General features: G+C 61.1%; 17 protein-coding genes. 14 read left to right on the top strand and 3 right to left on the bottom strand.

Annotated features, from left to right (window positions below):
• Positions 1-104 precede the first annotated feature (104 nt).
• The 5 genes from AC3WKX_RS10400 (at position 105) to AC3WKX_RS10380 (ending at position 5,841) form a co-directional block, all read left to right on the top strand.
• Entirely contained in the window at positions 105-482 is a 378-nt protein-coding gene (locus tag AC3WKX_RS10400) for a gamma-butyrobetaine hydroxylase family protein (protein ID WP_003209319.1), read from the top strand.
• A 249-nt stretch (positions 483-731) separates the two neighbouring features.
• The gene (gene phaC / locus AC3WKX_RS10395) at positions 732-2,411 is read left to right on the top strand and encodes a class II poly(R)-hydroxyalkanoic acid synthase (protein ID WP_102605853.1); all 1,680 of its coding nucleotides are present in this window, start codon (positions 732-734) and stop codon (positions 2,409-2,411) included.
• Between the two features lie 152 nt (positions 2,412-2,563).
• Complete coding sequence (gene phaZ / locus AC3WKX_RS10390; protein WP_003209316.1) at positions 2,564-3,409, top strand: poly(3-hydroxyalkanoate) depolymerase; 846 nt, start codon at positions 2,564-2,566, stop codon at positions 3,407-3,409.
• Positions 3,410-3,510: 101 nt separating this feature from the next.
• Positions 3,511-5,193 (top strand): class II poly(R)-hydroxyalkanoic acid synthase, encoded by a 1,683-nt coding sequence (gene phaC / locus AC3WKX_RS10385; RefSeq protein WP_102605852.1) that lies wholly within the window; start codon positions 3,511-3,513, stop codon positions 5,191-5,193.
• 27 nt (positions 5,194-5,220) lie between these two features.
• Complete coding sequence (locus tag AC3WKX_RS10380) at positions 5,221-5,841, top strand: TetR/AcrR family transcriptional regulator (protein ID WP_003209312.1); 621 nt, start codon at positions 5,221-5,223, stop codon at positions 5,839-5,841.
• Between the two features lie 171 nt (positions 5,842-6,012).
• Here AC3WKX_RS10380 and AC3WKX_RS10375 read toward each other — a convergent pair whose 3' ends face one another.
• The 3 genes from AC3WKX_RS10375 to AC3WKX_RS10365 all read right to left on the bottom strand — a co-directional run bounded on the left by AC3WKX_RS10375 (position 6,013) and on the right by AC3WKX_RS10365 (position 7,839).
• Complete coding sequence (locus tag AC3WKX_RS10375) at positions 6,013-7,023, bottom strand: phasin family protein (protein ID WP_102605851.1); 1,011 nt, start codon at positions 7,021-7,023, stop codon at positions 6,013-6,015.
• Positions 7,024-7,035: 12 nt separating this feature from the next.
• The gene (locus AC3WKX_RS10370) at positions 7,036-7,458 is read right to left on the bottom strand and encodes a phasin family protein (protein WP_102605850.1); all 423 of its coding nucleotides are present in this window, start codon (positions 7,456-7,458) and stop codon (positions 7,036-7,038) included.
• 105 nt (positions 7,459-7,563) lie between these two features.
• Entirely contained in the window at positions 7,564-7,839 is a 276-nt protein-coding gene (locus AC3WKX_RS10365; RefSeq protein WP_008439272.1) for a polyhydroxyalkanoic acid system family protein, read from the bottom strand.
• 143 nt (positions 7,840-7,982) lie between these two features.
• On the opposite strand from AC3WKX_RS10365, the gene ubiE reads away from it, so the two are divergent.
• Genes ubiE through AC3WKX_RS10320 form a run of 9 tightly spaced genes read left to right on the top strand, consistent with a single transcriptional unit; the run spans position 7,983 to position 13,999 of the window.
• Positions 7,983-8,753, top strand: coding sequence for a bifunctional demethylmenaquinone methyltransferase/2-methoxy-6-polyprenyl-1,4-benzoquinol methylase UbiE (gene ubiE, locus AC3WKX_RS10360; RefSeq protein WP_003209306.1), 771 nt, complete (start codon positions 7,983-7,985; stop codon positions 8,751-8,753).
• A complete protein-coding gene (locus tag AC3WKX_RS10355; RefSeq protein WP_003209304.1) occupies positions 8,753-9,376 on the top strand; it encodes a ubiquinone biosynthesis accessory factor UbiJ in 624 nt (207 codons plus the stop codon). The genes ubiE and AC3WKX_RS10355 overlap by 1 nt, the downstream gene beginning before the upstream one ends.
• Positions 9,373-10,977 (top strand): ubiquinone biosynthesis regulatory protein kinase UbiB, encoded by a 1,605-nt coding sequence (ubiB, locus tag AC3WKX_RS10350; RefSeq protein WP_087692911.1) that lies wholly within the window; start codon positions 9,373-9,375, stop codon positions 10,975-10,977. Before AC3WKX_RS10355 ends, ubiB begins: the two co-directional genes overlap by 4 nt.
• Positions 10,978-11,018: 41 nt before the next feature.
• Complete coding sequence (gene hisI / locus AC3WKX_RS10345; RefSeq protein WP_003209300.1) at positions 11,019-11,411, top strand: phosphoribosyl-AMP cyclohydrolase; 393 nt, start codon at positions 11,019-11,021, stop codon at positions 11,409-11,411.
• Positions 11,412-11,413: 2 nt separating this feature from the next.
• Entirely contained in the window at positions 11,414-11,746 is a 333-nt protein-coding gene (locus AC3WKX_RS10340) for a phosphoribosyl-ATP diphosphatase (protein ID WP_003209299.1), read from the top strand.
• Positions 11,747-11,771: 25 nt separating this feature from the next.
• Complete coding sequence (locus AC3WKX_RS10335) at positions 11,772-12,050, top strand: twin-arginine translocase TatA/TatE family subunit (RefSeq protein ID WP_003209298.1); 279 nt, start codon at positions 11,772-11,774, stop codon at positions 12,048-12,050.
• Positions 12,051-12,060: 10 nt separating this feature from the next.
• Positions 12,061-12,507 carry a Sec-independent protein translocase protein TatB gene (gene tatB, locus AC3WKX_RS10330; protein ID WP_102605849.1) on the top strand — a complete coding sequence of 149 codons (447 nt, stop codon included), beginning with the start codon at positions 12,061-12,063 and terminating at the stop codon, positions 12,505-12,507.
• Positions 12,504-13,295 carry a twin-arginine translocase subunit TatC gene (gene tatC, locus AC3WKX_RS10325; protein ID WP_026078063.1) on the top strand — a complete coding sequence of 264 codons (792 nt, stop codon included), beginning with the start codon at positions 12,504-12,506 and terminating at the stop codon, positions 13,293-13,295. Before tatB ends, tatC begins: the two co-directional genes overlap by 4 nt.
• Positions 13,292-13,999 (top strand): 16S rRNA (uracil(1498)-N(3))-methyltransferase, encoded by a 708-nt coding sequence (locus AC3WKX_RS10320; protein ID WP_003209293.1) that lies wholly within the window; start codon positions 13,292-13,294, stop codon positions 13,997-13,999. The genes tatC and AC3WKX_RS10320 overlap by 4 nt, the downstream gene beginning before the upstream one ends.
• Positions 14,000-14,062 lie beyond the last annotated feature (63 nt).

Here is a 14,062-nt window from a genome sequence, read left to right as displayed (position 1 = left end):
GGGTCAGTCACAATTGCATGAACTGACCCACCGCATTCGCGAGCAAGCCCGCTCCCACAGTTTAAAGCCGGTTCCTTCAGGATCATCTCTGAGCGGTTCCCCAAATGACCAAACTGCCTACCGCCATCAACCTGCACAAAGCCTCCAGGACCCTGGGCCTCACCTACGGTCCCGACGAGGTGTATCAACTGCCCGCCGAATTCCTTCGCGTGCACTCCCCCTCCGCCGAGGTCCAGGGCCACGGCAAACCGATCCTGCAATTCGGCAAGCTCAATGTCGGCTTGACCAAGATCGAACCCGCCGGCCAATACGCACTGAAATTGACCTTCGACGATGGCCATGACAGCGGATTGTTCACCTGGGACTACCTCTATCAACTTGCCGTGCGTCAGGACGCGCTGTGGGCTGACTATCTTGCCGAGCTGAAAGCCGCCGGAAAAACCCGCGACCCGAGCCAGTCGGTCGTGCGGCTGATGCTCTAGCCCAGGCCTCTTGCTCATTAGTGGGCATTTTCTAATTCCATCTGCTTGAATGCCCCTCTGTCGTGGCCAACGATTGGCCCGCTTGCGAAAAAAATTAAACTCGGGTAACCAATGGAACTGGCAAGTTCCCTGCATTTGACGATGCGGTATTAACGGTCACCCGAGCAGTAGTACCAGGCTGTGCTGTGTGGCAAGTAGTGGTACACAGCGGTACCCGGTACTCGTCTGTCGGACAATGGAGCGTCGTAGATGAGTAACAAGAACAACGATGACTTGAAACGCCAGGCCTCGGAAAACACCCTGGGGCTGAACCCGATCATCGCGTTACGGAAAAAGGATTTACTGGCATCCGCTCGGATGGTGCTGACCCAGGCCATCAAACAACCGTTGCACAGCGTCAAGCATGTCGCCCATTTCGGCGTCGAATTGAAGAACGTGGTGTTCGGCAAATCACAGCTGACACCCGAGGCCGACGACCGTCGTTTCAACGACCCGGCGTGGACCCAGAACCCGCTCTACAAACGTTACCTGCAAACCTACCTGGCGTGGCGCAAGGAGCTGCACGACTGGATCGGTGACAGCAACCTGTCGGAACACGACATCAGCCGCGGCCACTTCGTCATCAACCTGATGACCGAAGCCATGGCGCCCACCAACAGCGCAGCCAACCCGGCGGCGGTCAAACGCTTCTTTGAAACCGGCGGCAAGAGCCTGCTGGATGGCCTGTCCAACCTGGCCAAGGACATGGTGCACAACGGCGGCATGCCGAGCCAGGTCAACATGGGCGCCTTTGAAGTGGGCAAGAGCCTGGGCACCACCGAAGGCGCCGTAGTGTTTCGCAACGATGTGCTGGAGCTGATCCAGTACCGGCCGATCACCGAGCAGGTGCACGAACGTCCGCTGCTGGTAGTGCCGCCGCAGATCAACAAGTTCTATGTATTCGACCTGAGCCCGGACAAGAGCCTGGCGCGCTTCTGCCTGCGCAATAACCAGCAGACGTTTATCGTCAGTTGGCGCAACCCGACCAAGGCCCAGCGCGAGTGGGGCCTGTCGACCTACATCGAGGCGCTGAAAGAAGCGGTCGATGTGGTGAGCGCGATCACCGGCAGCAAAGACATCAACATGCTCGGCGCCTGCTCCGGCGGCATCACCTGCACCGCCCTGCTGGGCCACTACGCGGCGCTGGGCGAGAAGAAGGTCAACGCCCTGACCCTGCTGGTGAGCGTGCTGGACACCACCCTGGACACCCAGGTGGCATTGTTCGTCGACGAACAGACCCTGGAAGCGGCCAAGCGCCATTCCTACCAGGCCGGTGTGCTGGAAGGCCGCGACATGGCCAAGGTGTTTGCCTGGATGCGCCCCAATGACCTGATCTGGAACTACTGGGTCAACAACTACCTGCTGGGCAACGAGCCACCGGTGTTCGACATCCTGTTCTGGAACAACGACACCACCCGCTTGCCGGCCGCGTTCCATGGCGACCTGATCGAACTGTTCAAGAACAATCCCTTGGTGCGGGCCAATGCCCTGGAAGTGTGCGGCACGCCGATCGACCTGAAGCAGGTCACTGCCGATATTTATTCTTTGGCCGGCACCAACGACCACATCACACCGTGGCAGTCCTGCTACAAGTCGGCGCAGCTGTTTGGCGGCAAGGTGGAGTTTGTGCTGTCCAGCAGCGGGCATATCCAGAGCATTCTGAACCCGCCGGGCAATCCAAAATCGCGTTACCAGACCAGCGATACAATGCCGGGCAAGGCCCTGGACTGGCAGGAGAACGCCACCAAGCACACCGATTCGTGGTGGTTGCATTGGCAGGCGTGGCAGGCGGAGCGGTCGGGCAAGTTGAAGAAGGCGCCTGCGAACCTGGGCAACAAGACTTATGCAGCGGCGGAAGCGGCGCCGGGCACATACGTTCACGAAAGGTAGGCGGGAATGGGATCAAATGTGGGAGCTGGCTTGCCTGCGATGGCATCAACTCGGTGTGCCTGATACACCGTAGCGTCTGCATCGCAGGCAAGCCAGCTCCCACATTGACCGTGTTCCCGCAGGGAAATAGCGCCATTTTGCAGGGTAAGCCCATGCCGCAACCGTTCATCTTCCGTACCATCGACCTGGATGGCCAAGCCATCCGCACGGCGGTACGCCCGGGCAAGCCTCACTTGACGCCGCTGCTGATTTTCAACGGCATCGGCGCCAACCTTGAGCTGGTGTTTCCGTTCGTCCAGGCCCTGGACCCGGACCTGGAAGTGATTGCCTTTGATGTGCCAGGCGTCGGCGGCTCGTCGACCCCCAGCCGGCCTTATCGCTTTCCCGGCCTGGCCAAACTCACCGCGCGCATGCTCGACTACCTGGACTATGGCCAGGTCAACGCGGTGGGCGTTTCCTGGGGCGGCGCGCTGGCGCAGCAGTTCGCCTATGACTATCCGGAACGCTGCAAGAAGCTGATTCTGGCCGCCACCGCCGCCGGTGCCTTCATGGTGCCGGGCAAGCCGAAGGTCTTGTGGCTGATGGCCAGCCCCCGGCGTTATATCCAACCGTCCCACGTGGTGCGCATTGCACCGATGATCTACGGCGGCTCCTTCCGTCGGGATTCGAAACTGGCCGCCGAACACGCGAGCAAAGTGCGTTCGGCGGGCAAGCTGGGTTACTACTGGCAACTGTTCGCCGGGCTTGGCTGGACCAGCATCCACTGGCTGCACAAGATCAAGCAGCCGACCCTGGTGCTGGCCGGCGACGACGACCCACTGATCCCGCTGATCAACATGCGCATGCTGGCCTGGCGCATTCCCAACGCCCAACTGCACATCATCGACGACGGCCATCTGTTCCTGATTACCCGGGCCGAGGCCGTGGCGCCGATCATCATGAAGTTTCTCCAAGAGGAACGCCTGAGGGCGGTGATTCACCCGCAACCCGCACTTTAGACGGCGGCGGTCAGGACGACCGCGCCGCGCAACTTGGCCAGAACCGACTATGGTTCTGAATTGGCGTGCTTGTTGATGGCTTGACGAAGGAGTGTTGGCGCATGCGAGAAAGACCCGTATCGAACCCGGTGCCCACACCCGCCGCGTTCATCAATATTGAAAGTGCGATCACCGGCCTGCGCGGCCGGGATTTGCTCTCGACCCTGCGCAGCGTCGCCGCACACGGCTTGCGCAATCCGGTGCACACCGCCCGCCACGCCTTGAAGTTGGGCGGGCAATTGGGCCGCGTGCTGCTCGGGGAAACGGTGCACGAGCCGAACCCGAAGGACAGCCGCTTCGCCGACCCGACCTGGCAGCTCAACCCGTTTTATCGGCGCAGCCTGCAAGCCTACCTGAGCTGGCAAAAACAGACCCGCCACTGGATCGACGACAGCAACCTCAGCGCCGACGACCGGGCGCGGGCGCACTTTGCCTTTGCCCTGCTCAACGATGCGGTGTCGCCATCCAACACCCTGCTCAACCCGCTGGCGATCAAGGAGCTGCTCAACTCCGGCGGCAACAGCGTGGTGCGTGGCGTCAGCAACCTGTTCGACGACCTGCTGCACAACAACGGCTTGCCGCGCCAGGTCACCAAGCAGGCCTTTGAAGTCGGCAAGACGGTGGCCACCACACCCGGTTCGGTGGTGTTTCGCAATGAACTGCTGGAGCTGATCCAGTACAAGCCCATGAGCGAAAAACAGTACGCCAAGCCGCTGCTGGTGGTGCCGCCGCAAATCAACAAGTACTACATTTTCGACCTGAGCCCGAACAACAGCTTCGTCCAGTTCGCCCTGAAAAATGGCCTGCAAGTGTTTATGGTCAGCTGGCGCAACCCGGATGTACGCCACCGGGAATGGGGCTTGTCCACCTACGTCGCGGCTTTGGAAGAAGCGCTGAACGTAACCCGCGCAATCACCGGCGCCCGTGAGGTCAACCTGATGGGCGCCTGCGCCGGTGGCCTGACCATCGCCGCGCTGCAAGGCCATCTGCAGGCCAAGCGCCAGCTGCGCCGCATCTCCAGCGCCAGCTACCTGGTGAGCCTGCTGGACAGCCAGATCGACAGCCCCGCCACCCTGTTCGCCGACGAACAGACGCTGGAAGCCGCCAAGCGCCGCTCTTACCAGCAAGGCGTACTCGACGGCCGGGACATGGCCAAGGTATTCGCCTGGATGCGTCCCAACGACCTGATCTGGAACTACTGGATCAACAATTACCTGCTGGGCAAGGAACCGCCGGCCTTCGACATCCTGTACTGGAACAACGACAACACCCGCCTGCCCGCCGCGCTGCATGGCGACTTGCTGGACTTCTTCAAGCACAACCCGCTGAGCCACCCCGGCGGCCTGGAGGTGTGCGGCACGCCCATCGACTTACAGAAAGTCACGGTGGACAGTTTCAGCGTAGGCGGCATCAACGACCACATCACGCCGTGGGACGCGGTGTACCGCTCCACCCAGCTGCTGGGCGGCGACAAGCGCTTCATTCTGTCCAACAGCGGGCATGTCCAGAGCATCCTCAACCCGCCGGGCAACCCCAAGGCCAACTACGTCGAGAACCTCAAGCTGAGCAGCGACCCGCGCGCCTGGTACTACGACGCCAATCATGTCGAGGGCAGCTGGTGGCCCAACTGGCTGGAGTGGATCCAGCAGCGCTCCGGTGTACAGCGCGAAACACTGACCGCCCTGGGCAACCAGAATTACCCACCGATGGAAGCGGCGCCGGGCACCTATGTGCGAGTCCGCTGAGCCCCACGACGACTTTAAGAAGACTGGATGAAGACCCGCGACCGTATCCTTGAATGTGCCTTGCAGTTGTTCAACCACAAGGGCGAGCCGAACGTGTCGACCATGGAGGTGGCCAATGAAATGGGGATCAGCCCCGGCAATCTCTATTACCACTTCCATGGCAAGGAACCGTTGGTGCTCGGGCTGTTCGAGCGCTTTCAAAACGAATTGGCGCCGTTGCTCGATCCGCCGGAAGACGCACAACTGGCGGCCGAGGATTACTGGCTGTTCCTGCACCTGATCGTGGAGCGCATGGCGCACTATCGGTTTCTGTTCCAGGACCTGTCGAACCTGGCGGGCCGCCTGCCGAAATTGGCCAAGGGCATCCGCAACCTGCTGACGGCGCTCAAGCGCACGCTGGCCTCGTTGCTGGCCCGCCTCAAGACGGATGGGCAACTGGTCAGTGAAACCCAGGCGCTGGGGCAGTTGGTGGAACAGATCACCATGACCTTGCTGTTTTCCCTGGACTACCAGCGGATTCTCGACCGAGAAGGTGAGGTGCGGGTGGTGGTGTACCAGATCATGATGCTGGTGGCCCCGCATCTGCTGATGCCGGCGAGGCTGGCGACAGAGAGGTTGGCGCTGCGCTACCTGGACGACGCGGACTAAAATGTGGGAGCGGGCTTGCTCGCGAAAGCGGAGTGTCAGTCAATACATGTGTGACTGATCCACCGCTTTCGCGAGCAAGCCCGCTCCCACATTGGATTTGTGTTGTTCTGTAGATTCCATAAAAAACGCCCGACCTTCGCAGGCCGGGCGTTTTTATGTGTCCCGTAAAAATCAGGACTGACTGGTAGGCGTCGGGGTTGCCGGCGTTGCAGTCGGGGTAGCAGCAGGCGTCGGTGGCGTGACCGAGTTGGTCGCCGGCGCTGCAGTTGCAGGCTTGGCCGCTACCGCTGGCTTCGGCGCTGCTGGCTTTTTGGCTACGGCAGGCTTCTTCGCCGCAGCCGGTTTTGCAGCTGGCTTGGCCGCTGCAGGTTTTGCAGCCGCAGGCTTGGCGGCGGGTTTGGCAGCAACCGGCTTGGCTGCAGGTTTCGCAGCGGCTGGCTTGGCAGCAGGCTTCGCTGCAGCAGGTTTGGCGGCAGCGGTTTTCGCCGCTGGCTTGGCTGCTGCTTTTGCTGCCGGCTTGGCTGCAGGTTTCGCCGCAGGTTTTGCAGCTGCTTTAGCGGCCACTGGTTTAGCGGCAGGCTTGGCGGCCGGTTTAGCCGCTGCGGTTTTCGCCGCAGGCTTGGCAGCCGGTTTTGCAGCAGCTTTGGCCGGCGCCTTGGCTGCCGGTTTGGCGGCGGCCTTGACCAGCGGTTTAGCGGCGGTTTTAGCAGCAGGCTTGGCCGCTGCAGTTTTCGCCGCAGGCTTGGCAGCCGGTTTAGCCGCTGCAGTTTTAGCCGCAACTGGCGCAGCTTTAAGGCCGGTGAGTTTTTCGATTTGCCTGGTCAAGGTATCGACCTTGCTGTGCAGCGCTTTCACTTCAGTACGGCTAGGTACGCCGAGTCGCGAAATGGCACTGTTCAGGCGCTTGTCAAAAGCCCCTTCCAGTTCGCCCCACTTGTCGCTGATACGTGATTTGGCAGAACCGGCGGAAGCCTTTGCCGCATCGACTTGTTTACCCACTGTGCTCTTGGTCAACTTCTCGGCCTTCTCGCCGTCTTTAACCAAAGTCTCGAAGTATTTACCGCCGTCACTGCTCACCTTCGAGTACACGCCTAAACCGGCCAGCCAGATCTTGCGGGAGTATTTTTCAACTTCCCCGATCCACGAGCTGCCTTCTTTATCAGTAGTCTTTTTACCAGCCATCCCGTTGTCTCCTTAGTGTTTACGCGCGACACGTTCGAGCAATGCCGTCAGCTCATCGAGCTTAGCAGAGAGTGTCTCCACGTCATGTTTAGACGGAATGCCGATCCGATTCAAGGCACTTCCAACACGACTATCAAAAGCGCTTTCAACTTTATCCAGTTGCACTTCGACTCGACCTTTGATGCCGAAGACTTCGCTCTTGACTTGATCAATCTGACTGTTGGCTGCATCAAGTTGTTCAATCACAACTTTTTTGCCTTTAGTTTCAACATGTTGACCAGTCTTAACCAGCTCTTTGAAGTACTCGGCGCCCTCGCTTCCGACCTTGGCGTAAGCCCCCAAACCGGCCAGCCAGATCTTGCGGGCATAGGATTTAACGTCAGTCAGGGCGTTAGTTCCGGTAGCAATTTTTTTCTTCAAAATAACTTTGGCCATGGTGCACCTCACGCATAAAGGGGGGAGGAACTGCCCACAGAAGTTGGGGGCTTGGGCACAAAGTAGGCAGAAAAATTAGAATCGGCACCCTAAGAAGGTCGCAAATCAGGCCAGGGCTTTATCCAGTGCCTTCTCGATTTCGGACTTGATGGTGCCACTCATGGCCGACATCAACAGACCCAGCTCGACTTCAATCCGCAGGGAATCTTCCGCCACTTTCACGGTGCCTTTAACGCCCGAACGTTTGAGGTTCAGTGTGTCGCCGGCCCAGGAAGACTCCAGGCCATATTGCTCCTTGAGTTTGCTCGCCAACTTGTCGGCTTTTTCTCGGGCAGCGTCTTTGCCCAGTGTGTGGGCACGTTCAACCTGTATACGGGCCATTTGAATGACTCCTCGTTATAGAGACTTGTCGACCCGCCATGCGGCAAAAGGTCTCGGTGACCACCTATCTTACCTTCAGCCTTGCCAAGACAAAGCATGCCTTGGGGATTAGAATGCCCCCATTCTCTTTTGGTGACAGCGATATGACTGATCAGCGCAAAGGCAGCGATGCCGAACCCACCACTCACTTCGGCTTCAAGAACGTCCCGGAAAGCCAGAAAGCGGAAAAAGTCGCCGAGGTGTTCCACTCGGTCGCCGCCAAGTACGACTTGATGAACGACGTGCTCTCCGGCGGCATGCACCGTCTGTGGAAGCGCTTCACCATTGAGTTGTCGGGTGTACGCACCGGCAACCGTGTGCTGGATATCGCCGGTGGTACGGGCGACCTGGCCGCCAAGTTCTCCAAGCTGGTGGGCCCCACCGGGCAGGTGGTACTGGCCGACATCAACGGCTCGATGCTCAAGGTCGGTCGTGATCGCCTGCTGGACAAAGGTGTGGCGGGCAATATCGAGTTCGTCCAGGCCGACGCTGAAAAGCTGCCGTTCCCGGACAACCACTTCGACTGCGTGACCATCGCCTTCGGCCTGCGTAACGTGACCCACAAGGAAGACGCGCTGCGCTCGATGCTGCGCGTACTCAAGCCCGGCGGTCGCCTGCTGGTGCTGGAGTTCTCCAAGCCGACCAACGCACTGATGTCCAAGGTCTACGACACCTACTCGTTCGCCTTCATGCCGTTGATGGGCAAGCTGATCACCAATGACGCCGAAAGCTACCGCTACCTGGCCGAATCGATCCGCATGCACCCGAACCAGGAAACCCTGAAGTCGATGATGGTAGAGGCCGGTTTCGACCGCGTGACCTACCACAACATGACCTCGGGCATCGTCGCCCTGCACCGCGGCATCAAGCCCTGATGCTGTTCGCAGGCCTTCTCGCCAGCGTCGAACACGGCCTCAACCGTGTACTGCGCCTGGACAGCACCGCCCTGGCACGGCTGGCGCACCTGAACGGCAGGATCATCGCCGTCGACTGCACCAGCCCCGCCTTGCAGCTGTTTATCCTGCCCAGCGATGAAGGCCTGTTGCTGGCGTCCCACTGGGCCGCCGACGCCGACTGCACCCTGCGTGCTTCCGGCTCAAGCCTGCTGCGCCTGGCCCTGAGCCGGGACAAGACGGCGATCCTCCACGGCCCGGACGTGGAACTTGAAGGCGACAGCGCGGTGCTGATGGACCTGGCCGCCGTGCTGCAAGACCTGGAACTGGACTGGGAATACGAGCTGTCACGTTGGCTCGGCCCGGTGGCCACCCAACTGATCAGCGGTCATCTGCGCAGCCGCACGCGCTGGTACCAGCAGGGTTTCGCCAGCCTGAACCAGAACCTCGCCGAATACCTGAGCGAAGAATCGCGCACCCTGGTCGGACAACGGGAAGCGGAAGCGCGCTTTCGCGAACTCGACCAGGCCAAACTCGACCTGGAACGACTTGAGGCGCGCTTCGAGCGCCTGAGCCGCTCCCTTGATTCAAGCGATAACGCATGAAGCTGCTCGCCGTCCGCCGTTTATTTCGTATCCAGCGCGTCGTAATCCGCTACCGCCTCGATGACCTGCTGTTCGCCCTGCCGCTGCCGTGGTTCCTGCTGGCGGTGCGCTATGTGCTGCCGTGGCGCTGGTTCCCGCGCAAGACCCTCGAGCTGAGCCGTGGCGCGCGCCTGCGCCTGGCGTTGCAGGACCTGGGGCCGATCTTCATCAAGTTCGGGCAGATCCTCTCCACCCGCCGCGACCTGTTGCCCGAAGATATCGCCGACGAGCTGATGCTGTTGCAGGACCGCGTGCCGCCGTTCGACTCGCAACTGGCAGTCACGCTGATTGAAGAACAGCTGGGCAAGAAGATCAGCGAAGTCTTCAGCCGCTTCGACATCGCGCCGCTGGCCTCGGCCTCGGTGGCCCAGGTGCATGCCGCGCAACTGAAAAGCGGCGAAGAAGTGGTGGTGAAGGTGATCCGCCCGGGCCTCAAGCCGATCATCGGCCAGGACCTGGCGTGGCTGTTCATCCTTGCCCGCGCCGCCGAGCGCTTTTCTGCCGATGCACGCCTGCTGCACCCGGTGGACGTGGTGCTGGACTACGAAAAAACCATCTACGACGAACTCGACCTGCTGCGCGAAGCGGCCAACGCCAGCCAGCTCAAGCGCAACTTCGAAGGCTCGCAGCTGCTGTACGTGCCGCAAGTCTATTGGGACTGGTGCCGCCCGAAAGTGCTGGTGATGGAGCGCATCTACGGCGTGCAGGTCACCGACCTGGCGACCCTGGCCGACCAGCGCACCGACATGAAGATGCTTGCCGAGCGCGGCGTGGAGATTTTCTTCACCCAAGTGTTCCGCGACAGCTTCTTCCACGCCGACATGCACCCCGGCAACATTTTCGTCAGCACCGTGAACCCGTGGAGCCCGCAGTACATTGCGATCGACTGCGGCATCGTCGGCAGCCTGACCCCGGAAGACCAGGATTACCTGGCGCGCAACCTGTTCGCTTTCTTCAAGCGTGATTACCGCCGCGTGGCGCAGTTGCACATCGATTCGGGCTGGGTGCCGGCCGAAACCAAGCTCAACGAATTCGAAGCGGCGATCCGCACTGTGTGCGAGCCGATCTTTGAAAAACCGTTAAAGGATATTTCCTTCGGTCAGGTGCTGATGCGTCTGTTCCAGACGGCGCGGCGCTTCAATATGGAAGTGCAGCCGCAGTTGGTACTGTTGCAAAAGACCCTGCTGAACATCGAAGGCCTGGGCCGCCAGCTGTACCCGGACCTCGACCTGTGGAACACCGCCCAGCCGTTCCTCGAGCGCTGGATGCGGGACCGTATCAGCCCGAAAACCCTGCTGGGCAACCTGCAAAGCCAGGTCGAGCAACTGCCGCACCTGGCCAACATGACCCGCGACCTGCTGGAGCGCATGTCCCAGCCCCACGCCCAGGACCCGGCACCGCCGTGGCACAAGCGCAAGGACGACTGGTTCCTGCGCCTGCTGGGCGCCGCGCACCTGGTGGGCGGTACGATACTGGCCGCCGGCGGGCCGCTGAATGAACTGGGCCACTGGCCGGCCGGCATCATGGTCGCGGTGGGCGTGTATCTGATCGTGCGTCGATAGCCAATCCGGTTATACACTGTCGCAAATTGCCGGAGCCGAAAATGAAAGACTGGCTGGACGAGATCAAGTGGGACAGTGACGGCCTGGTGCCGGCCATTGCCCAGGACTACAAGACCGGGCGCGTGCTGATGATGGCCTGGATGAACCGCGAGGCCCTGAGCCTGACCGCCGCCGAGAACCGCGCCATCTACTGGTCACGTTCCCGTGGCAAACTGTGGCGCAAGGGCGAAGAGTCCGGGCACGTGCAAACCCTGCATGAGATGCGCATCGACTGCGATGCCGATGTGGTGATCCTCAAGGTCGAGCAGATCGGCGATATCGCCTGTCACACCGGCCGTCACAGCTGCTTTTACCGCGTGTTCCAGAACGGCGAGTGGAAGACCGTCGAGCCCGTGCTCAAAGACCCGCACGCTATCTATTCGGCAGGACACTGAACATGAGCGATACCCTCAACCGTGTGGCCCAGGTGCTGGAAGACCGCAAAGGCGCGGACGCCGACAGCTCCTACGTCGCCAGCCTGTACCACAAGGGTCTGAACAAGATCCTGGAAAAACTCGGCGAAGAATCCGTCGAGACGATTATTGCGGCCAAGGACGCGCAAATCAGCGGCGACTGCAGCGACGTGATCTACGAAACTGCCGACTTGTGGTTCCACAGTCTGGTCATGCTCGCCCAACTGGGGCAGCATCCACAGGCAGTGCTTGATGAACTGGACCGTCGCTTCGGCTTGTCCGGGCATGCCGAAAAGGCCTCGCGCCCGTCCGCCTGACCAACTTTTACAGAGGAATTGCAGCATGGGCATTTTTGACTGGAAACACTGGATCGTCATTCTTGTGGTCGTTGTGCTGGTGTTCGGCACCAAGAAACTGAAAAACCTCGGCACCGACGTCGGTGAATCGATCAAGGGCTTTCGCAAGGCCATGAACGACGACGAAAAGCCTGCCGACCCGGCCGTCAATCCGGTGCCACCGGCGCAGCCTGTACACCCGCAGGCCACTCAGCCGATCACTGAACGTCGCACCTTCGACGTGCAGGCCGAGCACGTCAAAGAGCAGAACCAAAAAGACTCGTGAGTACTGAATAATGTTTGGTATCAGCTTCTCTGAACTGCTGCTCGTCGGCCTCGTGGCCCTGCTGGTACTGGGGCCGGAACGCCTGCCCGGTGCCGCGCGCACGGCCGGCCTGTGGATCGGGCGCCTGAAACGCAGTTTCAACGCCATCAAACAGGAAGTTGAACGGGAAATCGGCGCCGACGAAATTCGCCGGCAACTGCACAACGAACACATTCTGTCGTTGGAGCAGGAGGCACGGAAGATTCTCTCGCCGGTGCAGGAAACGCCCAAGCCGGTCGAGCCTGTGGCCGAGCATTCGATTGCTCCGCCCGCCGCACCCGCGCCTGCACCGGTCGCTGAACCCGTGCACGCCGTCGAGCCTGCGCCCACTGCGCCCGTGCCCCCGACCGAACCCGCGCCGACACCTGCCGTGTCGCCCGCGCCCCACGACCCTACATTGCCGCCGCGAGCCCCATGAGCGCTGATAAACCGGAAACCGACCAGCACATGCCACTGGTCTCGCACCTCACCGAGTTGCGCACCCGCCTGCTGCGCTGTGTCGCGGCGATCTTCATCATCTTTGCCGGGCTGTTTGCCTTCACCCAGCAGATCTACACCTTCGTCTCCACGCCGCTGCGCGACTACTTGCCGGCTGGCGCGACGATGATCGCCACCGACGTGTCGTCACCGTTCCTCACGCCGTTGAAGCTGACGATGATGGTTTCGCTGTTCCTGGCGATCCCGGTGATCCTGCATCAGATTTGGGGCTTTATCGCGCCGGGCCTGTACAAGCATGAAAAACGCATCGCCGTGCCGCTGCTGGTGTCGAGCATCCTGCTGTTCTACACCGGGATGGCCTTTGCCTACTTCCTGGTGTTCCCGCTGATCTTCAAGTTCTTCGCCGCCGCCACCCCGGCCGGTGTGGAAATGATGACCGACATCACCAGCTACCTCGACTTCGTGATGACGCTGTTCTTCGCCTTCGGCGTGGCCTTCGAAATCCCGGTGGCCGTGGTGCTGCTGGTATGGATCGGCGTGGTCGACGTCAAATACCTGAAGAAAATCCGCCCGTACGTGATCATCGGCTGCTTCGTGGTCGGCATGATCCTGACCCCGCCGGACATCTTCTCGCAGACCCTGCTGGCCGTACCCATGTGGATGCTGTTCGAGATTGGCATCCTGTTCGGCAGCCTGGTGAGCAAGCGTGGCGATCACCCGGATGACCAACCCGCCGACGACGACCAGCCGCCAGCGACCCAGCCGTGAACCTGCTGCTGCTTGAGGAGGCCGACTTTATCGCGGCCGACCGGGTGGTGCTGCGTGATCGGCGCCTGGTGCATATGCAGGAAGTCCACCGTGCCGCCGTAGGCGACAGCCTGCGGGTCGGACGGATTGGCGGTTTGATGGGCAACGCGCAGTTGCTGCGCCTGGAAGCCCGGGAAGCCGAGCTGGAAGTGACCTTCGACCAGCCGCCGCCGGCCAAACTGCCCCTGACCCTGCTGCTGGCCCTGCCCCGTCCGAAAATGCTGCGCCGGGTGCTGCAAACCGTGGCGTCCATGGGCGTGCCGCGAGTGGTGCTGGTGAACAGCTATCGCGTGGAAAAGAGCTTCTGGCAGACGCCGTTCCTGGAGCCGGAAGCGATTCGCGAGCAATTGATCCTCGGCCTGGAACAGGCCCGGGACACGGTGCTGCCCGAGATCGTGATCGAAAAGCGCTTCAAGCCATTCGTCGAAGACCGCCTGCCCGCCATGGCGCAAGGCACCCTCGGCCTGATTGGTCACCCTGGCGACTATCCGCCCTGCCCTCGCGGGCTGGATGAGCCGGTCACCCTGGCCATCGGGCCGGAAGGCGGCTGGATTCCCTACGAGGTGGACCTGCTGGCCAAGGCCGGGTTGCAGCCGGTGCAACTCGGCGCGCGCATCCTGAGAGTCGAAACCGCCGTCACCGCGCTGCTCGCCCGCCTTTTCTAACACCGCCCTCTCCTGTAGGAGCGAGCTTGCTCGCGAAAAACTCAAGGACACCGCGCTCACTCA

The sequence above is a fragment of the Pseudomonas sp. GP01-A4 genome (genome assembly GCF_058780865.1).
Note: the sequence above shows the minus strand (reverse complement) of the source record. Positions and strands in the feature narration are given on the sequence as shown.